Origin of the sequence: Microbispora sp. CA-102843, assembly GCF_050936215.1 — a bacterium.
In the GTDB taxonomy this organism is placed as follows: Bacteria; Actinomycetota; Actinomycetes; order Streptosporangiales; family Streptosporangiaceae; genus Microbispora.
In genome coordinates, this window is the sequence record NZ_JBNJNF010000001.1 from 9820417 (window position 1) to 9842944 (window position 22528).

Below are 22528 nucleotides of genomic sequence, written 5' to 3' on the forward strand. Positions count from 1 at the left end.
GAGTACCCTACTGGGCGCGCAGTGTAACCAGAGGTGAGATGCGGACGGACCGCGCGGAAAGGAAGGGAAATCAGGCCCCGGAGAAATCAGACTCCTGGGAAATCAGCGGGAAATCAGACGACGCCGTACAGGCGGTCGCCGGCGTCGCCGAGGCCGGGCACGATGTAGCCGTTCTCGTTCAGCCGTTCGTCGAGGGCGGCCGTCACCACCCGGATCGGCAGGTCGCCGCCGCGGAACGCCTCGTCCAGGTACGAGATGCCCTCGGGGGCGGCCAGCAGGCAGATCGCGGTGACGTCCCGGGCGCCGCGGTCGAACAGGAACTGGATCGCCGCGGCGAGGGTCCCGCCCGTCGCGAGCATCGGGTCGAGCACGTAGCACTGCCGGCCGGACAGGTCCTCGGGCAGCCGCGTGGCGTACGTCTGGGCCTTGAGGGTCGACTCGTCGCGGATCATCCCGAGGAAGCCCACCTCGGCGGTCGGCAGGAGCCGGGTCATCCCGTCGAGCATCCCCAGCCCCGCGCGCAGGATCGGCACCACGAGCGGCACGGGGCGCTCCAGCCGTACGCCGTGGGTGGGGGTGAGCGGTGTGTCGACCGTCACGTCGGTGACCCGAACGTCCCTGGTGGCCTCGTAGGCGAGCAGCGTGACCAGCTCGTCGGCGAGTCGGCGGAACGTCGGCGAGTCGGTCCGCACGTCGCGGAGAGTGGTGAGCTTGTGGGCGACGAGCGGGTGGTCGACGACGAGGGTCTCCATGGGAAGAGAAGTTACCGTCTCCTGGGTAAACCCTCGACGTTGGCTGAGTCTTTGATCACGATTTGGAGTGAGCACCGTACGGTACGACTCCGATTCTGCGACCATTGCCTGCGTGAAGACCGTGCGGTGGGGAAGACGATGACAGACGTGGACACTCTTGACTTCGCCATCGTCGTCTATCGCGAGGAGGACCGCTGGGAGGCGGAAATGCTCCCGGTGGCGCTGACCTCCGACCTCGACGGACTCATTCACGCCCTCCGCCAGACCCCCAGCATGGGAACCACGATTGGCATGGTCGCCGTAGGGGATGACTTCTTCGTGGCGTTACGGGTCTTCGGCGAGCAGGTGGACGTCTTCCTCTCGGACATCACGGCCGCCTGGGAGTGGCCGCTGGCGCAGCAGGTCCTCGAATACCTCGACGTGCCCGTGCCCGAGGAGGAGGAGCTCGACAGCGTGCTTCCCGCCGGGGACCTGTCCATCTTCGCCGACCTCGGGCTCGACGAGATGGAGCTGGGCGCGCTGTCCGGCGACCTCGATCTGCTGCCCGACGAGGTCCTGTCCAGCATCGCCGCGCGGCTGGGCTTCTCCCAGCCATTCGAACGCGCCGTCGACGCCGCCATCGGCTGACCTGGGGAGACGGCAATGCCCTCCAGATCCAACCTTTTCTCCGCCGGTTTCGCCCGCATCGACGGTCGCTGGGCCGGCGCGGAGGTCGAGCTCGGCGAGGCCGAGATCGCCGACGACCTGAGCGACGCCCTGCAGGAGGCCCTCGGGCTCAGCGGCGACGAGCTCGCCCTGCTGTGCGTCGAGGTCGAGGACGAGTGGTTCGCGATCATTCGCTATGAGGGCGACCTCGACCCCCGCGTGTTCATCTCCGACGCGCACGCCGTGCAGAACGACTCCCTGGGCGAGATCTTCGCCGAGCTGGCCGGCGTCGTGGTGGACAAGGACGCGCCCGACCTCGGCATCCGTCCGGTAGGTGACCTGGAGCTGCTCGGCGACTTCTCCCTGAGCGCGGAGGAGCTCGTGGAGCTCAGCATGGAGGAGGGCGTGCTGCCCGCCGACATCCTCTCCCTCATCGCCGAACGGCTCGGCTTCGCCGACGAGCTCGACCGCCTGCGGTGACCGGCTCGCCGCCGGACGCGTACCAGGCCGCCATGCGGCTGGCGCTGGCGGAGGCCGTACGGGCGGGCGGGCGCGGCGAGGTGCCGGTCGGCGCCGTCGTGCTCGGCCCACCCCAGTCCGCAGTGTCGCAGCCCGGAGTGTCGCAGTCCGGAGTGTCGCAGCCCGGCGCGCCCGGTCCGGTGCTGGCGGCGGCGGGCAACGACCGTGAGGCGAGCGCCGACCCCACGGCCCACGCCGAGGTGCTCGCCCTGCGCGCGGCGGCGGCGCGGATCGGCGACTGGCGGCTGACGGGCTGCACGCTCGTCGTCACGCTGGAACCCTGCACGATGTGCGCAGGCGCCGCGGTCCTCGCCCGGGTGGACCGCGTCGTGTACGGCGCGGTGGACGAGAAGGCCGGGGCCGCCGGATCGCTGTGGGACGTCCTGCGGGACCGCAGGCTCAACCACCGGCCGGAGGTGGTCATGGGGGTGCTGGCTGGCGAGTGCGCGGCCGTGCTGACCGAGTTCTTCTCGGGCCGCCGCGCCTGACTCGGCGGGCGGACGGAAACGGATGCGCGCGTAGTGGTGTTCGTCCGGTAAGCTGCTGCGCGGTGGAGTCGCCTAGTGGCCGAGGGCGCACGCCTCGAAAGCGTGTGTAGGGCAACCTACCGTGGGTTCAAATCCCACCTCCACCGCCACCAAAAAGAGCCGCTGACCTGCGTGTACAGGTCAGCGGCTCTTTTGCTTTCAGCCCATGGGGGCACCCACGGGGGCACGGTGGCGCGTCACCCCTCCTACCGAAGGAGAGACATGGCATCGATCGAGGAGCGCGTCAGCAGCAAGGGCGTCAAGAGCTGGCGGATCGTCTGGCGCGAAGGCGGCGCCCGCACCGGCGCCCGCGACAGTGAAACCTGCTACGACCGGCGCACGGCTCGCCGCTTCAAGGGCCTGGTGGAGGCGGCGGGCGACCGCCGACCCGAGGGCTACCCGAAGGGCTGCCACGGCATGGGCATCGGCGAGCGTGCCCCCCAGGAGGACGCCGCCGCCCCGCCGGCTCCCAGCATCCCCACGCTCACCGCGGTGGTCGAGGCCTGCTTCGCGCAGAACAAGAAGGCCGACGCCCGCCAAGTCGCCGACTATCGGCGGCTGTACGTCAATCACGTCCAGGCCGCGATCGTCACCCTGCCCGACGGGCGGAAGGTCGGCCCGCTCGGCGGCCTGACCATCGACCAGATCGACGAGGACGTGCTCCAGGCGTGGGTCACCTGGATGGGCAGCCGAACCTACGCCTGGCGGGGCCAGAAGCGCCGCTACAGCCCGAAGACGATTCACAACATCCACGGCTCTGTGATCGCGCCCGCGCTCGCCTACGCCGTGCGCAAGCACAAGGAGCACATGCCGTCCAACCCGTGCCTGGACGTTCGGCTGCCGAAGCTGGTCGGCCGGAGCGTGTCCCTGGACCAGGTACCCACCGGCGAGGAGATCCAGGTGTGGATCGCACTCGCCTACCAGGTGTCCGCCCTCGCCGGGGACATCGTCACCCTGGCCATGGGCACCGGCCTGCGGTGGGCGGAGATGACCGCGCTGCGCCCCTGTGACGTCGACCTGGAGCGGCGGCTCCTCACCGTCGCCGGGGCGATCAAAGAGGACGCGGCCACGCGGCGGCCGTACCGCGCCACCTACGGCAAGAGCGACAAGGCCCTGCGGACGATCCGCATCCCTGCCAGCGTCGTGATGATGCTCACCCGGCGGCTGCGCGGCGTCGACCCTAAGTCGAAGGAGCTGATCTTCCGTGGTGCGCGCGGCGGCATCCTGAACTCCTCCGGTTGGAGCCAGACCCACTGGCGGAAGGTCGTGGCGCTGGCCGAGGAGCACGCGCTGGAGACGGCGGCGACTCCGCACAAGTTCCGCCACGCGCACGCCACCGAGCTCCTGGCCGCCAACGTGAGCCTGGACACGGTGTCTAAGCGGCTCGGCCACGCGAGCATCGCCGTGACGAGCGACATCTACGGGCACCTGACCCCGGAGGCCGACCAGCGGGCCGTCGACGTCGTCGACCAGGTGATGAGCGGCCGGTCGGCCTAGTCCACGTCGAGGACGTAGACGAACTCGACACGATCCCCCGGCGCGACGATGTCCGTGGTCTCCACTGGCCGATCCTCGGCGAAGTAGGTCCTGCGGAGGACGGTGACGATCGCGCCGGGAGCGATCCCGAGGTCCCGGGCCTCCTCCACCGTCGCGCCGCGAGAGTGCAGCCCCTCGCGGCGGCGCGTGATCTCGATGCCGATCAGCCGCATGCGGTTCTTCACTCCGCGGCCGGCGTGCGGGCCGTCTTCGGGCAGCGCGATCGGCGTGCCCCGGGTCAGCTCGTACGGCTCGTAGGACACGGCGCGCTGCACCGGTAGCCCGTCGGCGGTGTACACGTAGACGGTCCGCATGACCGGGTCGCCCTCGGCGATCGCCAGGCGCTGCGCGAGGTCGGCCGAGGCGACGTCGGTACGGGAGTGCACCCGCCAGCTCGGCGTCTTGCCCTGCGCTTCCATGTCGCCGGCGAACGGGCTGCCGCCGCGCACCTCCCGGTACCACGCCCGGGACAGCTGCAGCCGCTCCGGCGGCGGCAGCACGTACGCACCCGCGCCGGGCCGCGACTCGACCAGGCCCTCGGCCACGAGGATCTGCAGGACGCGCGTGGCCACCGGCGGCGCCACCTCGTAGTGCCTGGAGAGTTCGGCACGAGATGGGATCTTCGCGCCGGGCGGGAACTCGCCGGCCTTGATCCGCCGACGCAAATCGTCGGCGATCTGGAGGTATCGGGCTTTGCTCTCCACGCTGCTCCTGCTCCCCGGGGGGCGAATCGTCCGTACAGCTTGACCGGCTAGCCCTTCGTGAGACAAGCTGCATATTCAGGAGACAGTGATGTCAGTGCGTCTCCTTGAGTGGTCAGTACAGGCTATGTGTCCGAGGACGGTGGTCGTGGACTACCCCATGGCGATGCCGCCAGTGCCCGCCGCGGCTACGGCTGCGCGGCTGCTGGCGCGCGACGTCGTCACCCGGGCCATCGGGCCGGACAGCGCTGCGGAGGCCGAGCTCGCCGTCAGCGAGATGGTCACCGCCGCTCTCGCCGGTGTCGACGGGGCACCGGACGGGCCGCCCGTACGCCTGGCCATCCATGTGGATGGCGCGCACGTGGCCGTCGAGGTCGGCGTCGACGTCGCCGAAGACGCCCGCCTTGAGCAGGTGGCCGGCTACGGCATGCAGCTCCTCAGCGCGGCCGCGCCGCAGATCGAGATGCGCGTCGACGAGTCGGGGATCACCCGCCGGATCGAGATCGGGGAACCCGGCAGCACCCACACATAAATCGGGCCCGGAAGGCGCTGGAGACGCCGTACCGGGCCCTTGATCAGGAAGTAGGTCCTGACCCGATGAACAACCCTAGCGCCCCCATCGCGGCGGCCGCCCCCGTCCGATGGGCCGACGGCACCACCCGCCGCACCCGGGTCCGTCACACCGCCGGACGCCCGCCCTTGCCGCTCGGCTGCCGCTGGTGCGGGCACCCGCCGTACGCCCACGAGGCCGACAGCGTGCCGTCGCGCCCCCGCCACGTGTACGAGCCGCCCACGACCGCGCAGATGCGCCGCCGCGCCGACGTCCGGCGCGGCCTCGGCCTCGTCGGGCGGTTCCCCGCGCCGGTGCCGGCCCGCTGCGTTCGCCCGCCGATGCTGCCGATCGAGGCCGCCGCCGCCCGCGCCGTGCAGGCCGCCCGCCCCGCCGCCTCGCCGCCGGGACGTCGGCAGCCGTACAACGCACCACTGCTGAGGGGAGTGGCCTGACATGAACCTGGACATCTACACCGACCTCGAGCACCGCCGCGAACTCGAGCACGACTTCCCCGAGTGGGGTGTGTGGCGGGCGACGGACTCGCTGGGCGAGTCGGGCGACTGGTACGCATCCCGCCGGAAGAGGATCAGCCCCGAGCAGCTGCGCGCCGGGCTGTGGGCGACGGTGCACGCCGCCTCGCCGGAGCAGCTGCGGGAGCTGCTCGCCGAGCAGACCGAGAAGGCGTCGAGGGCTGCGAAGTGAGCGCGCCGGCGATCCCCATCCCCTACGTCCTGGCCTACGCCGACGAGGCCGTGCCGCAGCCGCTCATCTTCACGGAGCCCGGCCTGTCCGGCGAGGTGCGGCTGGAGTTCATCGACCCGCGCCCATCCGACCGCATCAACGGCGTCCTGCGCGTCCGGGTCCGCACCAACATGCGCGGTGCCGTGCGGTGGCGGAAGCTGAACGCCCGCCGGCAGTGGGAGTGCCTGCGCAAGAACCTGTGCCAGGTGTGCAAGCGGCCCGCGACCGACGCCGACGGGCGTCTGCCGTGGCTGCTCACGGAGAAGGTCTACCAGCCGATCGCCGATGACCGGTACGGCACGACGGCACCGCCGACCTGCCGTGAGTGCATCCCGCTCTCGCTGGCCCACTGCCCCCAGCTCAACGGTGCCCCCACGCTGTGCACCGCGGCGTATGCCGAACCGGTCGGCGTGCTCGGCGACCTGTATCGGTGTGGCCCGCGAGGTGAGGCGTTCTTGGCTCGGGAGAACGTCTACGCGGATTGGGGCGCGGCCGCGCTGCCCCGGATCCTGGCTCGGCTCGCGGTCGTCGAGCTCCGCGATATGGAACCAGAGCCGCTTCCCTGAGCCGCCCGCCTGCGTTCGTCGGCCCACGTAGCGCAGGCGGGTCACCCTGCCGGGGCGGGTCAATTAGGTCTGTCCTCCCCGGCAGGGCTCCATATTTATTTGTGTCAACTTTTCGCGTCTGTCACGCGTCCCCCTTTGACGCTGTCGAATTCCGATTTACCCGAAACGGGACATTCATGAGCGATGCATTCTTACGCGACCGGAGCGCCCAGCACAGGCAGACCGGCGGCTCGGGCATAGCAATCCTCGCGCTGGTCCTCGCGGTCATCGCGCTGGCGGGCTCGGCACTGTCCGTGGTGCTCGTGCTCAACGGGGGCGCCCAGGCGCAGCCGGAGGCCTCCGCCACCGCGAAAGCCGCCATGGAGGAGACCGTCCGGTCGCGCCCGTCGCCGAGCCCGAAGCCTACGCAGCCTCGTAACCAAGCCGGGGCTCGGGCTGCCGCGCAGCAGATCTTCGACCTGTACTCCGCCGGCTCCTACGGCGCGTATTGGGACCACTGGTCGCGGGCCACTCAGCAGGTCGTCTCTCGCGAGGACTACGTGCGCAGATTCAAGCTGTGCAAGCCAGTCGTCGAGGGTCTGCGGTTCCAGGTATCCAGCGTCACCGTGGCCGGCGCACACGCGAAGGTGGTCGTCGCCCGGTCGATCATGACGTTCACGCACGATTTCGTGTACGAGGACGGCCAGTGGCGGTTCGTGCCCTCAGAGGACGTGCAGAAGGACTATCGAACCAAGAGCATCGACCAGCTCGTGAGCGAGGACCGCGCTCAAAGCCTATGCGGGTGAGCGGCAACTACTGATCACTATGACATCGCGCCGTCCACTTCCTGGGAATCCAGGCTGCCAGACGTCGCGTCTTACTCCCCCCAACTCCCAGACCCTGGAGCCTCTCATGGGTATCCGTATCGGCGGCAGCATCGGCCCGATCAGCGTCTCCAAGCGCATCGGCGGAGGTCGCAAAGGAAAGAGCGACCCCGTCCTCGCTGCCGTCATTTCCGTTTTCGCGATTGCCGCCCTGCCGTACGCGCTGACCCGTTGGCTGGTGGGCCACTTCGGAGGAAGCGACTCCTTCGGCAACATCATCGGATGGCTCGTCGAGGTCCCTTGGCTGGGGCTCCTGCTGTTCGTGCTCGTCCGCATGGCGAAGGCGAAGCGGCGCCGCTGGTAACGGCGGCGGAGCGCGAGCGCTCAGGTCAATGCGCGAGGCCCGGGCCCCGCCTCCGCCGGGAGCTCCCGGAGCCCGCGATGGGCGAGCACGCGCTGGCCATGGTCGCCTGAGACGCGAAAAGGCGCCCCCTCCCCCGGGGAAGCGGGGAGGGGGCGGTGGCGCTCTCGGCGAGGGACTCGAACCCTGCGTTCCGCCGCGGCGGGGAGCGGCGGTCCTGCCTGTTGGATGACGAGAGCACCCGAGGGCCGTGCGGGGGACCCTCAGCTCAGGGGGAGCGGCCGCTCCTCGGACTTGGCCGCGTTCGGGACCACGAACGTGATGCCGAGCGCGCCGAGCACGGCCAGGCCGATGGTGACCCACTCGCCGGTCTCGATCACGCTGTCGCCCATCGCGGTGACGAGCGCGGCGATACCGGCCGAGGCCGCGGCGACGATGGCCTTGGCCATCCTGCCAATGATCATTGCCCCTCCTTCGGGGGGATGGGCCCGCCGTACGCCGGCGGGACGAGCGGAGGTCAGCCCTGGCCGGGCTGCTTGGTGGTGGGGTCGGCGTCGCGGCGGAGCTCGGCGACCTCCTCGCGCAGCGCCTGCAGCTCCTTGAGCACCTGGCCGAGGCGGGTGTAGCTGCCCTTGCCGTACGCCCACGCCTGCCTGATGAAGGTGCGCGGGTCGAGCTTCTGGCCGACGTCGAGCAGCTGCTCCCTCGCGGCCCACACGTCCTTAGTGACGGTGCCGGTCAGCCTGTCGTAGACGGCGTCGGCGATCTCCTTGGGAGACGGCATGTCCTCTCCTTCGTAGTCGGGGTTCCAGAACCCGGCGATCACGCTCGGGCCGCGAACTCGGCGCTTGCAGGCGTCGCCGGTGTTGCCCTCGATCGTCTGCACCCTGCCGTCGCCGAGGTTGACCTCACCGACGCCGACGTGGTCGATATCGCCGATGCGGTCGGTGCCTTCCCAGGCCATGAAGACGATCGCGCCCGGCTTGAGGTGCCGGCGGATGTTCTCGGCCGTCCCCGGGTACCACCGGCCGAGTGCCTGCCCGTCCAGCGCGTGCGTCACCGTGTAGGCCCGATCGCCCTGCGGCAGCACCGCCGCGGCGTTGCCCGAGTGGCGGCCCCAGTACGTGATGCTCATGTCGCACCAGGCCGCGTCGCGGTACTCCGGCCCGTTGCGGGAGGCGTACTCGCGGGTGATGTAGTTCGGGCGGCCGACCAGCCCCAGCGACTTGCGGGCGGTCGCGAGCATCTTCGTGGCGCTCACTGGCCACCACCCGCGCCGGAGCCGTCACCGCGGTAGATCCCGTCGCTGTCCGGCTCGCCGTACAAGGCGCGGAGGACCTCCTCCTCGTCCGACTCCGTCGGGCCCGCGCCCGTCTGCGGCTCCGGGGGCATGGGGTGAGTCATTCAGGTCACGACCTCTCTCGCTCGTGCCGGTCCTTGCGGTAGTCGAGGAACGTGGCCAGCAGCAGGATCAGCAGCCAGTCCGCGGCCGCGCCCAACCCGACGATGATCACGGTGTCGACGGTGCCGGTGTATTTCGGCGTCCAGCCGTTGGTGGCCAGCAGCAGCGCGGAACGCAGGTACACCAGCCAGATCACGCTGACCAAGCCGTTCACGATCAGCGACGGGCGCCGGATCGGCCATGCCGGGCGGAACCTCACCAGGAACCACGAGGTGGGGATAAGCCCGCCGGCGAGGATGGCCCACCAGGTCACCGCGATGAGCGTCATCCTGACTCCCTGATCACCTGACGAATCAACAGTTCGGCGAATCCGTTGCTCGCGTTCAGCTCGCGCAGCACGTCGACGAGCTGCCGCTCAGTCCGCTTGTGCTGCTCCTGAGCCCGCCGCAGCCCCGCCTCCGCCGCGATGCGGGCCTGGCGGGACTGTTCCGCCTCGGCCGCGATCTCCGGTCGTACAGCACGTCGTCTCCGCAGGAACCACCTCATCGCCGCGCCTCCGGCTGGTTACGCTCTCGCAGGTCTTGCAGCAGGTGCGCGGTCGTACGGGCGGCCTCGACGGCGGCCGCGTTCGCGCCGGCGGTCTCCAGCCGGTATACCTCGCGATCGGCCTCTCGCGCTGCTCGCTCGTCGGCGAGGGCCTGGCGGAGGTAGGTAATCTCGCGGTCCGCGCGGTCCATGCTCGGTTTCGGGGCGATCCAGCCGAGGACGAACAGCAGGAGGGCCACCCCAACCGCGCCTCCCTGGACGAGCACGTCTACCAGGGTTGCCCCGTCCACTCACGTCCCCCTCGGTTGTGTGGTCCGCCTGGCGGATGCCAGAGCGGGGGGCGCCGCCCGCTGTTTCCCCACTGACCCATCGCGATCGACAGACGCAGTCAGCGGGCGGCACGTTCATCGGGATCACTCAGATCGTGATCCGGCCGGCGCTCGTGACGGTCTCGCCGACCCGTAGCCACACGCTGACCTGGCGGCCGGACGGGGCGGGCGGGCGGATCTTCGCCACGCGTTCCGTGCCGACGTAGTCCAGATAGGCCGGCCGCCAGTCCTCCTCGGCCGGGCGCTGGGCGACGGCGATGTGCACGGTGGCGAGGTCGTGCCCGGAGTACGGGACGACGAGCCAGCCGTCGCGGATCTCGGTACGCATGCAGGCCCCTCAGAGGATGGTGATGACGTCGATCTTGCGGATGATGTCCTCGGTCGCGGTCTGGAGGAGCACGAACCGCTGCCAGTCCCCGGGGCCGAGCTCGACGTCGCCGTTCTTCGGCCCGATCAGCGACAAGACGTCAACCTTCCCCGCCTCGGCGAGCTCGTCCGGCGGCTGGGCGGTGCCGTCGGCCACCTGCACCGCGGTGAACTCGTCGACCTCGGGCACCACGTTGGGGTCGAGCGAGTGGTAGACGCCCACCGTGGTGATGTCCGCCACCTTGCCCCGGGTGATCGTGATCTGGTTGGCGAACCATTCGGTGCCGGTGCGGTAGATCTCCGCCACGTCACGCTCCTCTGCTGATCCGGGTGGGCCCAACGGTCGTGCTCGTGCGGGTGTCGCCCACCTCGGCGGAGGATCGGGTGGGGCCGACGGTCACGCGCTCGCCCGCACGGGTCGGGCCCACGGTGGCCAACTCGAGCACGCGCGTCGGGCCGACCTCGACGGTGATGTCGACGACCAGGCGGGCGCCCGTCGCGTGGACGGACACCTCGGCGGCCGACCCGCCCTTGAAGGCCGGGATCCCGGCTCCGGTGGCCGCCGTCTGTACGGCCGCCGACGAGCCGCCCACGACGGCCACGGCGCCGTCCCCGGCTGCGGCAACCGCCACCACGGCGATGGAGCCGCCGCCGACGTCGCCCTGCGCGCCGCCGCCGGTCGCGGTCACCGCGATGGTGGCCGAGGATCCGCCGGCGAACGCCGGACGGCCTGAGCCTTCGGTGGCCACCGCCACTTCGGCGGCCGACCCGCTCTCAGCTGCGGGGAAGCCTGCGCCTTCGGTGGCCACCGCCGCGGCGGTCGTCGAGCCGTCGGCGATGCCGGCCAGGCCCGCGCCGGACGCAGCCGCGGTCACTGTCTCTTCGGCGCCGGATGCCGGGCCGGGAGCACCAGCACCTTCGGCGGCCACGGTGACGGTTTCCTCGGATCCGCCTCCGGTGCCCTCGGTGAGGCCGCCGCCGGTCGCTGCGACCATGACTTCGGTCTCGGACCCGCCGGCGTATCCAGCCGCCCCATCACCGGCCGCGGACACCGTGACGGTCGTCTCGGAGCCGTCGGCGAATCCGGCCGTGCCGTCGCCCGTGGCGTCGACGTCGACAGCAGCTTGGTCGCCGCCGGAGAGCCCGGGGCTGCCATCCGCCGTGGCGGTGGTGGCCACCGTGGCGGTCTCGCCTCCGGCGAGGGCTACCACGCCGTTCCCGCTGGCGGCGACGGCGATCGTGACGTCCTGGCCGCCGGCTGCTGCTGGTGCGCCGTCGCCGGTCGAGGTGGTGGTGATGGTGACGGCCTGGCCGCCGCTGACGGCCGCCGTACCCCCGCCGCTGACGGCGGCGGTGATCGAGGCCTGCGCACCGCCCTGGCCGCCCGGGACGCCTCCCGCTGAGACGGCAGCGGTGACGGTCGCAGCGGCGCCGCCCTGGCCACCTGGTGCGCCACCCGCCGACGCCGTGGTGGTGACGGTCGCAGCCGCACCACCCTGCCCGCCGGGGGCGCCCGCACCGGTGGTGGCCACCGTGACGCCGGCGGCCTGGCCGCCGCTGGTGGCAGGTTTACCCACACCGGTCGGGGCCGCGGCGACGGTGGCCGCCGACCCGCCCGAGAATGCGACTAGGCCCTCAGGCCCAAGCCACCCGGTGTCGGCGGCGGCGAGGTCGTCGAGCCAGATGTTGACCGCGTCCTGTACGTAGCTGTCCGCGTACGCATCGCACCAGTCCCACGGGATTACTCCCGCCGGGTGGGATGCGCTGCCGGTCACACTGGTGGTGACCGTGGTGCTGTCCACGCTGTTGTAGAACCGGGCCTCCGTGGTGCTGGTCGTCCCGTTGTCGGCGCGGAGCTCCAAGCGGCACCACGTACCCAACGGGACCGTGATGTTCGCGGTGGCGGCAGTGGTCCAGGTGCTGGTGGAGCCGACGTAGTGGGCCAGCACCAGCGTTGGCGTCCCGGACGCGGGCACGTCGACGCTGGCCTTCCACTGGTAGTAGTCGGCGCCCTCCTGGGTTCCGAGGTCGATGCTGACGCGCTCGCGACCGGTGGGCGGGAGCTTGCCGATCCGGAAGTCCAGCCTGTAGTACAGGGATCCGTTGAGGGCTTCGGTCTCCCACGCCAGTGTCAGTGTGGAGTAGGCGACGCACGCCGCGCTGCGGGTCCCATGCGCCGCCTGAGCAGTGCTGTACGTCGCGGACTGGGTGAAGTAGAACGCGTTACCGCTGGCCCCGCCCGAGTTGCTGGCGCTGATCGCAACGTTGTTGGTCCCGCCCTCGAACGAGTTTTTCAGCAGCACAGGCTACGGCCCTACGCGGCGGTGTGGTTGATGGCCGTCGACGCGGCGAGCAGCGTGTACGTCCCCGCGCTGCTGAACGACTGGCTCGTGAGGTCGGCGCCGCCGTAGTTCGTCCCGGACGTCAACGCCGAGTAGCCGCGCCACCCGGCGACCGTCGCACCGCTGGGGACGTCGAAGACCAGGTCGGCGTTCGGCTTGATCGTCCCGCTGGACGAGGCGGTCCAGGTGATGGCCTTCCGGGCGTATGAGCCTCCGGTGAGTTCGACGCCGGATCCGTTGACGAGGCCGATGTGCGTGATCGCCGTGCGGCCGGCCCCGGCGATGGCGTCGAGGTAGGCGGTGGTCATGGCCATGGTGTTCCTCCAAGGTGAGTGGTTGTCATCCCATGAGCCCGGCGGCCCGCATGGCGTTCTGCAGGTCTCTCACGGTGTCGTGCAGGCGGGCGCAGTCCGCGCGGAGCTGCGTGTACGCGCTCGCGGACGCGAAGTCACCCGTCTGGGTGCTGGGCGAGGTGAAGTTCGCGGGGTTCGCCACGTCGGCCATCGGGATCGTGACCGTCTTGTTGGCCGAGGTCTTCACCGTGAACTTGCCGCCGCCGGAGTAGAGGCGGACGCCCGACCCGGGCGCGGCGGGCGACGCCTCCGGCAGGTCGAAATACTCCGACGCCTTGTTGACCTTGATGGGGGCGACACCACGGGCGATGGTGTTGAGCCGATCGACCGCGTCCTGCAGGCCCTTGACGATCCGCTGCTGCTCGGCGGGGAACTTGTCCACCATCAGACGTGCGCCTCCTCCAGGATCAACTGGGCCTCTTCCCGGCCGGTCGTACGGGAGACCGGGGTGATGCCGACGCCGATCAGCCGCTGGGACTGGTCGAACCCCGCACCCCCGTTGATGCGCGGGTGCCACTCGTTGACCATGACCCGGCGCACGTAGTCCCCCAGACTCGTCGGCGACAAGGTCGGTTTCCCACCCAGCGCGACCGTGCAGGAGTACACCCGCACCGCACCGCCCAGGGCGGCGATCCACCGCTGGGCGTAGAAGTCCAGCTCCGGTTTCCACGTCGACTCGCCGGGATGATCGACCACCTGGCCGTAGCGGGGCCAGCCGGCCGCCAGATGAGCCGTCGCGCTCAGCCAGTCGGACACGACCGGGGTGCTGCCCTCCGAGGCGTCCTCGACTTCCGGTGTGCCGCCGCGGACCATGACCCGGGTGCCGCCGCGCAACGCGTCGATCTCCTCCGACCAGTCGAGGATGTCCCCGCCGTGCGGCGAGTCGACGAACACGTGCTCGCGGTCGCCCTCGATCGTGGGGGCGCCCCACTCCCAGCGCCGTTCGATCCCGCCGTGCTGCCCCACGGTCGGGGTGACCAGCCATTCGAACGAGGGGTACGTCTGCGAGTAGCCGCGCAACGCGTCGCCGTAGGTGGTGGCGTCCGCGGCCTTGACCGCGAGGTTCCGTGGGTCGCCGGCAGTCCCCGGGGCGAGGGTCAGACCGATGTTGGCTCCCGGCCTGCTCATCATGTTGTTGAGCAGGCTGCGGGCGCACGAGATCTGGTCGCCCTCGTATTCCAGGTCCTGCTCGACGGGGACGTGGCTGAGGTAGGCCTCAAGGGTGCTGCCGCGGAGCTGGATCTGAATGCCGCCGCGGCGAGACCGTTGGATCATCGCCCCGGTGATCCAGTACTCCCCCCACAAGTCCCCGGCCCGCCAGACGTGCACGACGATCCGGCCGGGGCCGCTGGTCAGGTCCGAGGCGTGGCGGGGGATGATCTCGGCGACCTGGTCGGCCACCCGGCGGTTGGGGATCGCCAGGGTGCCGCCGAACGCGCCGGCCTCGCCGATCCTTCTGTCGAAGGTGACGTCGCGGGGGTAGATGTCCCCGCGGTAGGCGCCCGAGAGTAGGTCGTGGACGGTGTACCGGTAGAGGGCGCTGCCCCGGGCCGGGCTGAAAGTGGGGAACGACGGCGGGGTGGGCGTGGACTCATCCGTGGTGGCACTGGGCACGATGATCGTGAACCCGTGCATGCCCGTCGCCGACCGGTTGATCCGGAACGTCACCGACCCGACCGAGGCGGACGTGACGAGCGACTTCGATACCACCACCGTTGAGACGGCGCCGACGACCTGCTGCGTCGACCGCGTGCTGTACCCGGACGGGGTGGGCCAAGAGACGGACCCGTCCGGGTCCCACGCGACGGCGACGCGGATGTCCACGCCGGACCCTGAGGGCGGGGACGCGGCCGGGGTGGTGACCTCTTTGAGGTCGAACGTGGGCGGCAGGGCAGTGTCGCCGTCGTTCCGGACGACGGCGAGGCTCTGGTGCCCGCCCTTGATGGACAGCATCACCACGGTGGCCGCGCCCGCGCCCTGCTGCACGGTGTACGAGCCCGACTCGCTGCTGCCCACGGTCTTGCGGTAGATCTTCGTGCCGCCGCCGAGCCCGAAAATCCGGTCGTCATTTCGGGAGCCGATTGTCTGCCACCCGCTGCCCTGGATCCGCATGTCGGACAGAGAGCCCGCGTTGGTGGAGTGGATGCACAGCAGGACGTCGCCGGACGAGGACGACGGGCGCGAGATGCTCACGCTGCTCGCGTTCGTGACGGTCGTGCCTGTGGCGTCCCGGATGCTGGCGACCACGCGCGATCACCCCCGGGTGGTTAAAGGTAGGAGTGGCGCCAGAGCATGGTCGCGGCCGGTGCGCCGCCGCCCGAGCTTCCGTAACCGACCTGCGACTGCCCGGACGGCAGGACCAGGTCGGGGATCGGCACCGAGTTGCCGGCCAGTGTGTCCATCACCGGTTCCTCGCCGACCACGGCGGTGCCGTAGTAGGTGTCGACGAGCAGCGTCTCGCCGGCGTTCAGGTGGAGGTCGAACTCCAACGCTCTCTCGTCGAGGCGGCCGGCCTCGGTGTGCCGGACGAAGATCGTGGGGCCCGTGGCGGGGCCGGGCATGCGGATCGTCGGGTATGCCGGGGCGTTCCCCACGTTGGTGACGGACTGCCAGACACCGTCGGCGATGACCGCGTTGGCCAGGTCCCGCGACTGCAGGATCGGATCGCTGAGGGTCCATTGGATGGTGAGCTGCGCGTGCCCCAGCCGCACGAGTTTGTCGATGGGGATGGATCGGCGGGCGACCTTGCCGTAGCCGACGAGGATGTCGTCCAGGACCCGGATCGCGAGCGGCAGCTCGGTGTCGTCGTCGAGGATCCGGGTCGCGGCCTTCAGCTCGTTGATCACCGCTTGCATGTTCTCGCGGCGGGCCCGCACCAGCGCGGTGTAGGTGACGTGCCGTTCCTGGGTGAGGTCGCGCCCGGCATACGCGCCGTGCCGGGACGGGTGGGCGACGTTCCCGCCATCGAGGTCGGGTAGGTCCCACCAGCCGTCGAGGGTCAGCCACCGGTATTCGGTCGTCGAGCCGAGGAGGAAGCCGTTCCACTCGATCTGCCCCGTCCGGTCGATCTGGTCGCCGGGGTTGACCGGTACGCCGATCGCCGGGGCCGGGATCACCGCGGCGGCGACCAGCGGATCCGGGGTGAGGTAGACGTTCGCGAATGCGTCCACCGTTGGGCTGGGGATCACCGCGGTGGCGACCACCACGCCCGGGTTGACCGCCGTTGTGAGGGCCCCCGTATGGATGCTGGGGGCGGGGATCACCGCGGTGGCGGCCACCACGCCCGGGGCGATGGTGCTGCCGATCGACAGGGCGGGCGAGGGGATGACGGCTGAGGCGGACACCGCGCCGGGGGTGAGCGTGGCGTCAAGGATGTTGCCGGGGCCGAGCCAGCCCACGTCTGACAACGCGATGTCGTCTACCCAGACGTTGGTGCTGCTCTGGTAAGTGTCGGCGGATGCCCCGAAGTAGTTCCAGCCGAAGACCGACGCATGAGAGGTGCTGGCGGTCACGCTGTCGGTGATCGTCGTGCCGTCCATCTGGTTGTACCATCGCGCCTCCGCCGTACTGGTCGGCGCGCTGTTGTCCGCCCTGAGCTCCAATCGGCACCAGGTGGAGTTCGGGAGGGTGATGCTTTTGCTGCCAAGAGTGACGAACCCGCCCGATGTGCTGTAGTGGCCCAGTTCGAGATGTGCGGTGCCGTTCGTGTGCATGACGACGCGTGTCGACCACTCGTACGAGGTGCCGGTGTTCGGTGTCCCCACGTAAAGGGACACGTACGTGTCGTCAATGGTGGGCCGGGTGATCCGGAAGTTGAGCCGCGAGTAAAGGCTCCCGTTGGGCACCGCGAAGGACTGCCACTCCAGGTTCATCGTGGCGTCGGGGGCGCACGCCGCTGAGAAGCTCCCATGCGCCGCCTGCGCGCTCGAATATGTCCCGTTCCCCGCGAAGCTGAACGCGTTCCCCGATGCTCCGCCGGAGTTGGCGACGGTGATCGCCTGACCGTTTACCCCGCCTTCGAGGGTGTTCCGCAGCAGCACCAGCCCACCTCCGAGGGGTTACGGGACGAGGTTCATCAAGGCGATCCCCGACGAATGCCAGGTGATCAGAAACGTCCCGTCCTGAGTCGATTTCGGAGCACCCCACCACAGGCCGAGCCACAACCGGTTCGACTTCGCCGAGGCGTAGATGATGCCGCCCTCGCTGGTGATGGTGGACAGGTCCAACTGGACGTTGTCGGCGTCGAACGCCATGACCCCGGCCGAGCCCACCAAGGTGGGACTGGCCAGCGTGACACCGCCGGCGGTGTAGCCCGCACCCGACGACTCGCCGGAGGCCCACGGAGCGGTGCCGTACGCGGTGTCGGTGTCGAAGTTCGGGGTCACGCTCGACCCCCACAGGGCGAGCTTCATGCCGGACAGCAGGTTGATCCCGAGCGCCGCGGCCCCCCACTGGCCGACCTGCGTCGCAACGAAATACCCGGACTTGGACCACGCCATCAGGACTCCCCTTCACCTTCGCGACGGCGGCCAGACCGGGCGGCCCGGGCCCGGGGCTCCCGCGCCGGGGGCGCTGCTGGGAGCTCGTTGGCCGCCGCCTCCTGCGCGCCCGCCCGCAACCACCCCCGCAGCTCGTACATCGACTGCTGCGCCTCCTCGTAGGCGGCCAGCGTCTCCGGTGTCGGGTCGGCCTCGTACGCCTCCTGCGCCGCGGTGAGCTTCTCTTGCTCGGCGCCGCACAGCTCCAGGATCTCGGCCTGATCCCGCAGCAGAGCCGCCTCCAGGCGTGCCCGTCCCTCGCCACTCACGGCACGATCACCTGCCCGCTGCCCGTGCCGATGCCGACGACGGCCGGGGCGTGGATGTGCACGTCCTGGTGCTCCCCGCCGCGCTCGTCGGTGCGCTGGGTGGTGACGGCGATCGCGCCGGACTCGGTCCGCTCGGTCACGATCCGGCGGCGCCGCCCGTCCTCGTCGAGCGGCTCCCGCGTCCGCGGCACGCTGCGGTCACCGCGGATCTGGATGCCCTTCCGGCGCAACCACGCGCCGTAGGTGATCCCCAGCGAGGGATCGAAACTGGACATGCTGAAACCACCTTCCGTGGTCGGGGGACGAAGGTCAGCCGCGGGCGCGGTACTTGAATGCGAACTCGGCGCCGATCCGGCCGACGTCGGCCTGCTCCCGGATGACCGCGTTCGGCATGTTGACGACCACACCGCCGGGGCCGGCCCCGTACACCTGGCCGTGGCCCTGGCCGTACTCCGCGCCGTACGCCGGCGCCGAGCTCGGCCCGGCCATGGCGCCGGGCACCAGGCCGGGAACGCGGGACGCGGTCGCGGCGGCCTTACCGACGACTCCGGCGACGGCGGACACGGTCGCCTGCTGCTGGCCGAGGACGCCCTGGATGTAGCCGAGCATCGTGTTGTCGCCGATCGACATGAACACACGCGAGGGGGACTTGACGCCGAGTTGCTTCTTGGCGGCGTCAACGACGGCCTTGGCGATCTTGGCCATCATGGACTCGACTTCCGTGAGTTTCCCCTGCAGGCCCTTGAGGAAGCCGTCGCCCGCCTTCTTGCCCACGTCATACAGGGCGTCCGCCGAGGTCTTGCCCATCTGCTTGGACACCTTGTTGATCTGGCCCTGCGCCTTGTTGATCGCCTTGAGTTCGGCCCCGTCAGCGCCGACCAGCATCTCCGCCAGCGACAGACCCTTCTCAGGTCCGGCGTTGATGATCTGGGACAAGGTCGTCTTGTTCAGCCCGCGCTCGGCCAAGACCTTGATGTCGTTCGCGAACTTCTTGATCTGGGTCAGCTTCTCGTTGAGCCCGCTGATCATGTCCTGCGCGCCGTCGCCCTTTTCGAGCCCCAGGTCGGCCACGCTCGCGAAGTCCACCATTTGCTTGGCGATGTCGTTCGCGTACTTCTTGGCGTCGGCGATGCGCTTGATGATCTCCTCGCGCTTGTCCGCCAAGTCGTGCAGGTGGTCGTTGTTGCGCTTGATCCAGTCGACCAGGGGATCGGGCGCGTTCTTGATATCGACCGCGAACGCGTCCTTCATGAGCTTCGCGAATGCTTTGGCGGTCATCTGGGCGCGGGGCTGCTGCTGCAGCATGCCCTGGACGAATCCGGTGACGGTGTCGCCGCCGATGGCCATGAACACCCGGCTTGGGCTGTGGGAGTCGAGGGCCTGCTTCACCCAGTCGGGGACCATTCCGCCGAAGAAGGACGTCACCTTCCCCTTGATCCAGCCGCCCATGGATTGCAGGCCGTTCCAGAATCCGGTGACGATGTCCTTGCCGGTCTTTACTAGCCAGGCCTTCGCGTTTTTCACCGCGCCGAGGACGTCATCCTTCAGGCCCGAGAAATACTTTCCGGCGAGGGACAGTTTCTCGGAAATTCCATCGGTGAATTTGCCTAGCGCGCCGAGGGTCATCGAATTCAGGGTGTCCCACAGGCCGGAGCCGATTGAGAGAATTCCGCTCTTGAATTTCTCCCAGTCGCCGGTCAGCAGCCCGACCGCGGTGTCCCAGATGCCCTTGACCAGTTTCCAGCCGCCGGAGAACTGGCTGGTGACCCCGTCGATCAGCATGCCCGCGCCGTCGAGGATCTGCGATCCCCACTGGTCCCAGAACGCGCGGACGTCGGTGAGGATCCCCTTGACGTCCTCGGCCGCCCCGCCGATCTTCCCCGACCACTCGTCGATCTTGCCCTTGTGGTCCTCGATCCACTGGCCGATGGAGCCGAACACCTCGGAGAACAGGCCCTTGACCTCTTCTAGGGCGGGGCCGACCTTCTCGCCCAGCCCGGCAAGGTCGAACTTGTTGGCGAACTCCTCCACCTTCGGCAGGACGGTCCCGCCGAGGAAGTCCACGAGGTTCTGCTGCAAGCCCCTCTTGAAGGACTCCAGCTTGTTCGCCGCGGTGTCGTGCAGCTGGTCGCCGGCCGACTTGGCCGCCCCGCCGACCTTGCCGATCTCCTGGCCCGCCTTGGACAGGTCGAGCTTGTCGATGGACTTGGCCATGTCCTCGGCCTTGGTGCCGAACAAGGCGACGGCGAGCTGGTAGCGCTCGGTGGGGTCCTTGACCTCGCGCAGCCTCTGCAGGATGGTGCCGAAGGCGTCGTGCGCCTTCTTGCCGCCCGCGCTGAAGGCGTCGGCCATGGTGTGAGCGTTGAGTCCGAGCTTCTGCAGGGCGGGGACCGCGTTGGTGTCCATGCCGCGGACCCGGATGTTGATCTCCTTCAACGCGTCGGCCACGGTATCGCTGTCCCTCGCGCCCGCCTTGAGGCCCTGCGACATCAGGCCGAGGGCTTCCTTGGCGTTCAGGCCGAGGTCGCGGAACTGGGTGCCGTACTCGTTGAAGGTGTCGAGGAGGTCCTCGGACTTGTTGACGCCGTTTTGGGCGCCCTTGACCAGGATGTCGAACGCTTCCTTCGCCGACTTGGCGAGGCCGGTGCGGAGCATCTGAGACACGGCCCGGGTGACGCCGCCGACGTCCTCATCCATGACCGTGGCGGTGTCCATGGCCCTTTCCGCCATGGTCTTGAGGGTGTTCTCGGACGCGCCCCGCATCCCGTCGATGTGCTGCACCACCGCGCGGATCGCGTCGGTGACCTCGCTCAGGTTCTCGCCGTAGCCGGCGGCGTATGCCTTCCCGGCGGCGCCGCCGAGCCGCTTCATCTCCGGCTCGGTCGCGCCGACCTGAGCGAAGAGCTTGGCCTTGGCCTCTTGGGCGTCCATGGCGCCTTCGAGGCCCTTCATCAGCAGGGCGCCGATCGCCGCGCCGGCCGCTGCCCAGCCCAAGCCCTTGAGCGTGGACATGAAGCCGTCGCCGATGCCGGACAACTTGGCCTTACCGCCGTCGCCTACGCCGTCGGTGAAGCCGCGCGAGGCGTCCTCGCCGCCCTTGCGGGCTTTGTCGTCGAGCCCGTCGTACGCGTCGTCGATCGCCTTATCGAGCTCGTCGGCGAACCGGTCTGCCTCGTCGAGCATGGACTTGAGCCCGTCGTCGAGGGCGCGCTCCAGCTTGTCGAGATCCTTGATGGCCGCAGCAGGGTCGAGCCCGTCAGTGATGTCGGCCTCGATCTGCGAGAGGGCCCGGGAGACGGTGCCCTCGATCGACGACATGCTGCTGCTCGTTGAGGACTGCAGCCGGTCAAGGCCTCGCCCGGCGTTCTGCAGCCCGCCGGCGAACCCCTTGTCTTCGAGGTCGATGTAGCCGACCAGCTCGCCGAGTGACAGCGCCACGAGGCCACCTCCCTCACAGGGTGCCGATGAACGACTGCGCCGCCTCGCCGGACAGCTCAACGGGCTGGGAGGAGACGACCCGTCGCCACATGGACTCCGGGGACAGGCCGATCAGGAGGACGGAGAACCGCCTCCAGCTCATCCCGGCCCGCAGCGCGGGCATGAGGTCGAGGCCGTACTCCCGCTGGAAGTCGGCCTCGATCAGCGCCCAGTAGCGGACGATTTGGCCTATGCCCCCGTCGCCGGGGGCTGGGCTTCCCCCTCGCCGTCCCCGCCGTCGTCCTTGGCGAGGTCGTACGCCTTCATGCACCAGTCGACGACGTCCTTGAGGCTGGTGATGCCGATGCCGTCGGCCAAGATCTGGTCGTACCCGGCCGGGGTGAGCAGGCCCTTGAGGATCTGCTCGATGAAGGTCAGGCCATCCTCGCCGGATCGGGCCGCCCGCTTCTGGCGGGCGAGGAGGATGAGCACGCTGGCCGGGACGTCCGGCGGCATCGTGTAGACCTTGCCCTTGATCTTGGCGTACTTGGGCCGGTGCTCGGCCCAAGCCGCGTCGAAGTCCTGGTCGAGGTCGCCGTCGAACTCGTCGGCGTCGACCCACGTCGGCTCGGTCACACGCCGCCCCCGCCACCGGTTGCGACCGCCGCGGTGGTCGTCTTACCCGACTTGGTGATCGTGGCGGACCAGCTCGACTTGTCGTTGGTCGCGCCGCCCTGCTCACCGAGGCTGAACGTGCACGGCCAGATGCGCCACTGCGTGTCCATCGGGTGACGGAACCTCACACGGCCGAGGGAGTCGTAGCCCAGCTTGTCCTCGCCGCACATCTCCTCGACGCGGGCCCGGCCGGGCGGCAGCGCACCGGTCGAGTCGTCCTTCATGAGCAGGCCCTCCAACGCGAGGCTGGCGCCACGCTGCATGACCTCCTGCTCGTACGACCCTTCCGAGTCGTTGTCCGTGACGTCGGCGGTCTCTTCGTTTTCGCCGGGGTTGACGGTGATGTTCTGCAGGTTCTCGACCCGCAACCAGGTGTCGGCGGTGTCGTCCTCGACCTCGACGATCATGTCTCTCGCGTTGATTCGCCTCTTTGCCATGGTCAGCGCCTCCTACGCGCGTTGGGGTGTCTCGTGATCGATGTCGAAGCGGGCGTTGACGACGTACTCGTGCCGCCCGTTCTGATCGGTGCCGATGTAGGCCGGCCCGCCGCCGCCGCAGATGGCCAGCTGTAGCCAGGTGCCGTCGGG

At 69.7% G+C, this 22528-nt stretch carries 32 protein-coding genes and 2 tRNA genes; 11 read left to right on the plus strand and 23 right to left on the minus strand.

Translation table 11 applies throughout. The annotated features are described in order from the left end of the window. Nucleotides 1-113: 113 nt before the first annotated feature. Complete coding sequence (upp, locus tag ACQEVJ_RS45875; RefSeq protein ID WP_433112401.1) at nucleotides 114-752, minus strand: uracil phosphoribosyltransferase; 639 nt, start codon at nucleotides 750-752, stop codon at nucleotides 114-116. A 138-nt stretch (nucleotides 753-890) separates the two neighbouring features. Here upp and ACQEVJ_RS45880 point away from each other — a divergent pair, with 138 nt between their 5' ends. The 5 genes from ACQEVJ_RS45880 (at nucleotide 891) to ACQEVJ_RS45900 (ending at nucleotide 3940) form a co-directional block, all read left to right on the plus strand. Continuing rightward, complete coding sequence (locus tag ACQEVJ_RS45880) at nucleotides 891-1379, plus strand: tRNA adenosine deaminase-associated protein (protein WP_030508646.1); 489 nt, start codon at nucleotides 891-893, stop codon at nucleotides 1377-1379. Between the two features lie 15 nt (nucleotides 1380-1394). Continuing rightward, nucleotides 1395-1877, plus strand: a complete 483-nt coding sequence (locus tag ACQEVJ_RS45885) for a tRNA adenosine deaminase-associated protein (RefSeq protein ID WP_433112404.1) — start codon at nucleotides 1395-1397, stop codon at nucleotides 1875-1877. A gap of 32 nt (nucleotides 1878-1909) precedes the next feature. Continuing rightward, on the plus strand, nucleotides 1910-2404 hold the full coding sequence (locus ACQEVJ_RS45890) for a nucleoside deaminase (RefSeq protein WP_433113325.1): 495 nt from the start codon (nucleotides 1910-1912) through the stop codon (nucleotides 2402-2404). Between the two features lie 61 nt (nucleotides 2405-2465). Beyond that, a tRNA-Ser gene (locus ACQEVJ_RS45895) sits at nucleotides 2466-2553 on the plus strand. A gap of 112 nt (nucleotides 2554-2665) precedes the next feature. Further along, complete coding sequence (locus ACQEVJ_RS45900; RefSeq protein WP_433112407.1) at nucleotides 2666-3940, plus strand: tyrosine-type recombinase/integrase; 1275 nt, start codon at nucleotides 2666-2668, stop codon at nucleotides 3938-3940. Here ACQEVJ_RS45900 and ACQEVJ_RS45905 read toward each other — a convergent pair. After that, nucleotides 3937-4683 (minus strand): GntR family transcriptional regulator, encoded by a 747-nt coding sequence (locus tag ACQEVJ_RS45905; RefSeq protein ID WP_433112410.1) that lies wholly within the window; start codon nucleotides 4681-4683, stop codon nucleotides 3937-3939. The two genes, ACQEVJ_RS45900 and ACQEVJ_RS45905, sit on opposite strands and share 4 nt — an antisense overlap. Before the next feature lie 145 nt (nucleotides 4684-4828). On the opposite strand from ACQEVJ_RS45905, the gene ACQEVJ_RS45910 reads away from it, so the two are divergent. The 6 genes from ACQEVJ_RS45910 (at nucleotide 4829) to ACQEVJ_RS45935 (ending at nucleotide 7707) form a co-directional block, all read left to right on the plus strand. Then, a complete protein-coding gene (locus ACQEVJ_RS45910; RefSeq protein ID WP_433112413.1) occupies nucleotides 4829-5212 on the plus strand; it encodes a hypothetical protein in 384 nt (127 codons plus the stop codon). Between the two features lie 65 nt (nucleotides 5213-5277). Then, nucleotides 5278-5685, plus strand: a complete 408-nt coding sequence (locus ACQEVJ_RS45915; protein WP_433112416.1) for a hypothetical protein — start codon at nucleotides 5278-5280, stop codon at nucleotides 5683-5685. A gap of 1 nt (nucleotide 5686) precedes the next feature. Further along, nucleotides 5687-5935, plus strand: a complete 249-nt coding sequence (locus ACQEVJ_RS45920; protein ID WP_433112419.1) for a hypothetical protein — start codon at nucleotides 5687-5689, stop codon at nucleotides 5933-5935. Continuing rightward, nucleotides 5932-6540, plus strand: a complete 609-nt coding sequence (locus tag ACQEVJ_RS45925; protein ID WP_433112422.1) for a hypothetical protein — start codon at nucleotides 5932-5934, stop codon at nucleotides 6538-6540. Before ACQEVJ_RS45920 ends, ACQEVJ_RS45925 begins: the two co-directional genes overlap by 4 nt. A gap of 176 nt (nucleotides 6541-6716) precedes the next feature. Beyond that, complete coding sequence (locus ACQEVJ_RS45930; RefSeq protein ID WP_433112425.1) at nucleotides 6717-7325, plus strand: hypothetical protein; 609 nt, start codon at nucleotides 6717-6719, stop codon at nucleotides 7323-7325. Nucleotides 7326-7431: 106 nt separating this feature from the next. Next, nucleotides 7432-7707 (plus strand): hypothetical protein, encoded by a 276-nt coding sequence (locus ACQEVJ_RS45935; RefSeq protein ID WP_433112427.1) that lies wholly within the window; start codon nucleotides 7432-7434, stop codon nucleotides 7705-7707. A gap of 156 nt (nucleotides 7708-7863) precedes the next feature. Here the strand turns inward: ACQEVJ_RS45935 and ACQEVJ_RS45940 are convergent. The 21 genes from ACQEVJ_RS45940 to ACQEVJ_RS46040 form a co-directional block, all read right to left on the minus strand. After that, nucleotides 7864-7943: transfer RNA gene (locus tag ACQEVJ_RS45940), tRNA-Gly, on the minus strand. 24 nt (nucleotides 7944-7967) lie between these two features. After that, nucleotides 7968-8168 carry a hypothetical protein gene (locus ACQEVJ_RS45945; protein WP_433112430.1) on the minus strand — a complete coding sequence of 67 codons (201 nt, stop codon included), beginning with the start codon at nucleotides 8166-8168 and terminating at the stop codon, nucleotides 7968-7970. A 53-nt stretch (nucleotides 8169-8221) separates the two neighbouring features. After that, nucleotides 8222-8965 (minus strand): CHAP domain-containing protein, encoded by a 744-nt coding sequence (locus tag ACQEVJ_RS45950; RefSeq protein WP_433112433.1) that lies wholly within the window; start codon nucleotides 8963-8965, stop codon nucleotides 8222-8224. Next, nucleotides 8962-9108, minus strand: coding sequence for a hypothetical protein (locus tag ACQEVJ_RS45955; RefSeq protein ID WP_433112436.1), 147 nt, complete (start codon nucleotides 9106-9108; stop codon nucleotides 8962-8964). The genes ACQEVJ_RS45950 and ACQEVJ_RS45955 overlap by 4 nt, the downstream gene beginning before the upstream one ends. Before the next feature lie 5 nt (nucleotides 9109-9113). Next, a complete protein-coding gene (locus ACQEVJ_RS45960) occupies nucleotides 9114-9434 on the minus strand; it encodes a hypothetical protein (RefSeq protein ID WP_433112439.1) in 321 nt (106 codons plus the stop codon). After that, nucleotides 9431-9652, minus strand: coding sequence for a DUF7620 family protein (locus tag ACQEVJ_RS45965; RefSeq protein ID WP_433112442.1), 222 nt, complete (start codon nucleotides 9650-9652; stop codon nucleotides 9431-9433). The genes ACQEVJ_RS45960 and ACQEVJ_RS45965 overlap by 4 nt, the downstream gene beginning before the upstream one ends. After that, a complete protein-coding gene (locus ACQEVJ_RS45970) occupies nucleotides 9649-9942 on the minus strand; it encodes a hypothetical protein (protein ID WP_433112445.1) in 294 nt (97 codons plus the stop codon). The genes ACQEVJ_RS45965 and ACQEVJ_RS45970 overlap by 4 nt, the downstream gene beginning before the upstream one ends. Nucleotides 9943-10069: 127 nt before the next feature. After that, the gene (locus ACQEVJ_RS45975; RefSeq protein WP_433112448.1) at nucleotides 10070-10309 is read right to left on the minus strand and encodes a hypothetical protein; all 240 of its coding nucleotides are present in this window, start codon (nucleotides 10307-10309) and stop codon (nucleotides 10070-10072) included. 9 nt (nucleotides 10310-10318) lie between these two features. After that, complete coding sequence (locus ACQEVJ_RS45980; RefSeq protein ID WP_433112451.1) at nucleotides 10319-10654, minus strand: hypothetical protein; 336 nt, start codon at nucleotides 10652-10654, stop codon at nucleotides 10319-10321. A gap of 1 nt (nucleotide 10655) precedes the next feature. Next, the gene (locus ACQEVJ_RS45985) at nucleotides 10656-12650 is read right to left on the minus strand and encodes a hypothetical protein (protein ID WP_433112454.1); all 1995 of its coding nucleotides are present in this window, start codon (nucleotides 12648-12650) and stop codon (nucleotides 10656-10658) included. Nucleotides 12651-12661: 11 nt separating this feature from the next. After that, nucleotides 12662-13003, minus strand: coding sequence for a phage tail fiber protein (locus ACQEVJ_RS45990; RefSeq protein WP_433112457.1), 342 nt, complete (start codon nucleotides 13001-13003; stop codon nucleotides 12662-12664). Nucleotides 13004-13028: 25 nt separating this feature from the next. Next, the gene (locus tag ACQEVJ_RS45995; protein ID WP_433112460.1) at nucleotides 13029-13427 is read right to left on the minus strand and encodes a hypothetical protein; all 399 of its coding nucleotides are present in this window, start codon (nucleotides 13425-13427) and stop codon (nucleotides 13029-13031) included. Next, on the minus strand, nucleotides 13427-15289 hold the full coding sequence (locus ACQEVJ_RS46000) for a hypothetical protein (protein WP_433112463.1): 1863 nt from the start codon (nucleotides 15287-15289) through the stop codon (nucleotides 13427-13429). The genes ACQEVJ_RS45995 and ACQEVJ_RS46000 overlap by 1 nt, the downstream gene beginning before the upstream one ends. A 20-nt stretch (nucleotides 15290-15309) precedes the next feature. Continuing rightward, the gene (locus tag ACQEVJ_RS46005) at nucleotides 15310-17082 is read right to left on the minus strand and encodes a hypothetical protein (RefSeq protein WP_433112466.1); all 1773 of its coding nucleotides are present in this window, start codon (nucleotides 17080-17082) and stop codon (nucleotides 15310-15312) included. 18 nt (nucleotides 17083-17100) lie between these two features. Continuing rightward, a complete protein-coding gene (locus tag ACQEVJ_RS46010; protein ID WP_433112469.1) occupies nucleotides 17101-17541 on the minus strand; it encodes a hypothetical protein in 441 nt (146 codons plus the stop codon). After that, a complete protein-coding gene (locus ACQEVJ_RS46015) occupies nucleotides 17541-17849 on the minus strand; it encodes a hypothetical protein (protein WP_433112472.1) in 309 nt (102 codons plus the stop codon). Before ACQEVJ_RS46015 ends, ACQEVJ_RS46010 begins: the two co-directional genes overlap by 1 nt. Beyond that, nucleotides 17846-18124, minus strand: a complete 279-nt coding sequence (locus ACQEVJ_RS46020) for a hypothetical protein (protein ID WP_433112475.1) — start codon at nucleotides 18122-18124, stop codon at nucleotides 17846-17848. Before ACQEVJ_RS46020 ends, ACQEVJ_RS46015 begins: the two co-directional genes overlap by 4 nt. A 34-nt stretch (nucleotides 18125-18158) precedes the next feature. Continuing rightward, nucleotides 18159-21287 carry a phage tail tape measure protein gene (locus tag ACQEVJ_RS46025; protein ID WP_433112477.1) on the minus strand — a complete coding sequence of 1043 codons (3129 nt, stop codon included), beginning with the start codon at nucleotides 21285-21287 and terminating at the stop codon, nucleotides 18159-18161. A 13-nt stretch (nucleotides 21288-21300) separates the two neighbouring features. After that, the gene (locus ACQEVJ_RS46030) at nucleotides 21301-21450 is read right to left on the minus strand and encodes a hypothetical protein (RefSeq protein WP_433112480.1); all 150 of its coding nucleotides are present in this window, start codon (nucleotides 21448-21450) and stop codon (nucleotides 21301-21303) included. 65 nt (nucleotides 21451-21515) lie between these two features. After that, nucleotides 21516-21902, minus strand: coding sequence for a hypothetical protein (locus ACQEVJ_RS46035; RefSeq protein WP_433112483.1), 387 nt, complete (start codon nucleotides 21900-21902; stop codon nucleotides 21516-21518). Beyond that, entirely contained in the window at nucleotides 21899-22378 is a 480-nt protein-coding gene (locus ACQEVJ_RS46040) for a phage tail tube protein (protein ID WP_433112486.1), read from the minus strand. The genes ACQEVJ_RS46035 and ACQEVJ_RS46040 overlap by 4 nt, the downstream gene beginning before the upstream one ends. Between the last annotated feature and the right edge of the window lie 150 nt (nucleotides 22379-22528).

Coding starts and splice junctions, on each gene's coding strand:
- ACQEVJ_RS45955 (WP_433112436.1), bottom strand. CDS start 9,108: ATGACTCACCCCATGCCCCCGGAGCCGCAGACGGGCGCGGGCCCGACG.
- upp (WP_433112401.1), bottom strand. CDS start 752: ATGGAGACCCTCGTCGTCGACCACCCGCTCGTCGCCCACAAGCTCACC.
- ACQEVJ_RS45900 (WP_433112407.1), top strand. CDS start 2,666: ATGGCATCGATCGAGGAGCGCGTCAGCAGCAAGGGCGTCAAGAGCTGG.
- ACQEVJ_RS45965 (WP_433112442.1), bottom strand. CDS start 9,652: ATGAGGTGGTTCCTGCGGAGACGACGTGCTGTACGACCGGAGATCGCG.
- ACQEVJ_RS45885 (WP_433112404.1), top strand. CDS start 1,395: ATGCCCTCCAGATCCAACCTTTTCTCCGCCGGTTTCGCCCGCATCGAC.
- ACQEVJ_RS45960 (WP_433112439.1), bottom strand. CDS start 9,434: ATGACGCTCATCGCGGTGACCTGGTGGGCCATCCTCGCCGGCGGGCTT.
- ACQEVJ_RS46040 (WP_433112486.1), bottom strand. CDS start 22,378: ATGGCAAAGAGGCGAATCAACGCGAGAGACATGATCGTCGAGGTCGAG.
- ACQEVJ_RS46010 (WP_433112469.1), bottom strand. CDS start 17,541: ATGGCGTGGTCCAAGTCCGGGTATTTCGTTGCGACGCAGGTCGGCCAG.
- ACQEVJ_RS45990 (WP_433112457.1), bottom strand. CDS start 13,003: ATGGCCATGACCACCGCCTACCTCGACGCCATCGCCGGGGCCGGCCGC.
- ACQEVJ_RS45995 (WP_433112460.1), bottom strand. CDS start 13,427: ATGGTGGACAAGTTCCCCGCCGAGCAGCAGCGGATCGTCAAGGGCCTG.
- ACQEVJ_RS45915 (WP_433112416.1), top strand. CDS start 5,278: ATGAACAACCCTAGCGCCCCCATCGCGGCGGCCGCCCCCGTCCGATGG.
- ACQEVJ_RS45930 (WP_433112425.1), top strand. CDS start 6,717: ATGAGCGATGCATTCTTACGCGACCGGAGCGCCCAGCACAGGCAGACC.
- ACQEVJ_RS45890 (WP_433113325.1), top strand. CDS start 1,910: ATGCGGCTGGCGCTGGCGGAGGCCGTACGGGCGGGCGGGCGCGGCGAG.
- ACQEVJ_RS45880 (WP_030508646.1), top strand. CDS start 891: ATGACAGACGTGGACACTCTTGACTTCGCCATCGTCGTCTATCGCGAG.
- ACQEVJ_RS46020 (WP_433112475.1), bottom strand. CDS start 18,124: ATGTCCAGTTTCGATCCCTCGCTGGGGATCACCTACGGCGCGTGGTTG.
- ACQEVJ_RS45935 (WP_433112427.1), top strand. CDS start 7,432: ATGGGTATCCGTATCGGCGGCAGCATCGGCCCGATCAGCGTCTCCAAG.
- ACQEVJ_RS45945 (WP_433112430.1), bottom strand. CDS start 8,168: ATGATCATTGGCAGGATGGCCAAGGCCATCGTCGCCGCGGCCTCGGCC.
- ACQEVJ_RS46030 (WP_433112480.1), bottom strand. CDS start 21,450: ATGCCCGCGCTGCGGGCCGGGATGAGCTGGAGGCGGTTCTCCGTCCTC.
- ACQEVJ_RS45920 (WP_433112419.1), top strand. CDS start 5,687: ATGAACCTGGACATCTACACCGACCTCGAGCACCGCCGCGAACTCGAG.
- ACQEVJ_RS45975 (WP_433112448.1), bottom strand. CDS start 10,309: ATGCGTACCGAGATCCGCGACGGCTGGCTCGTCGTCCCGTACTCCGGG.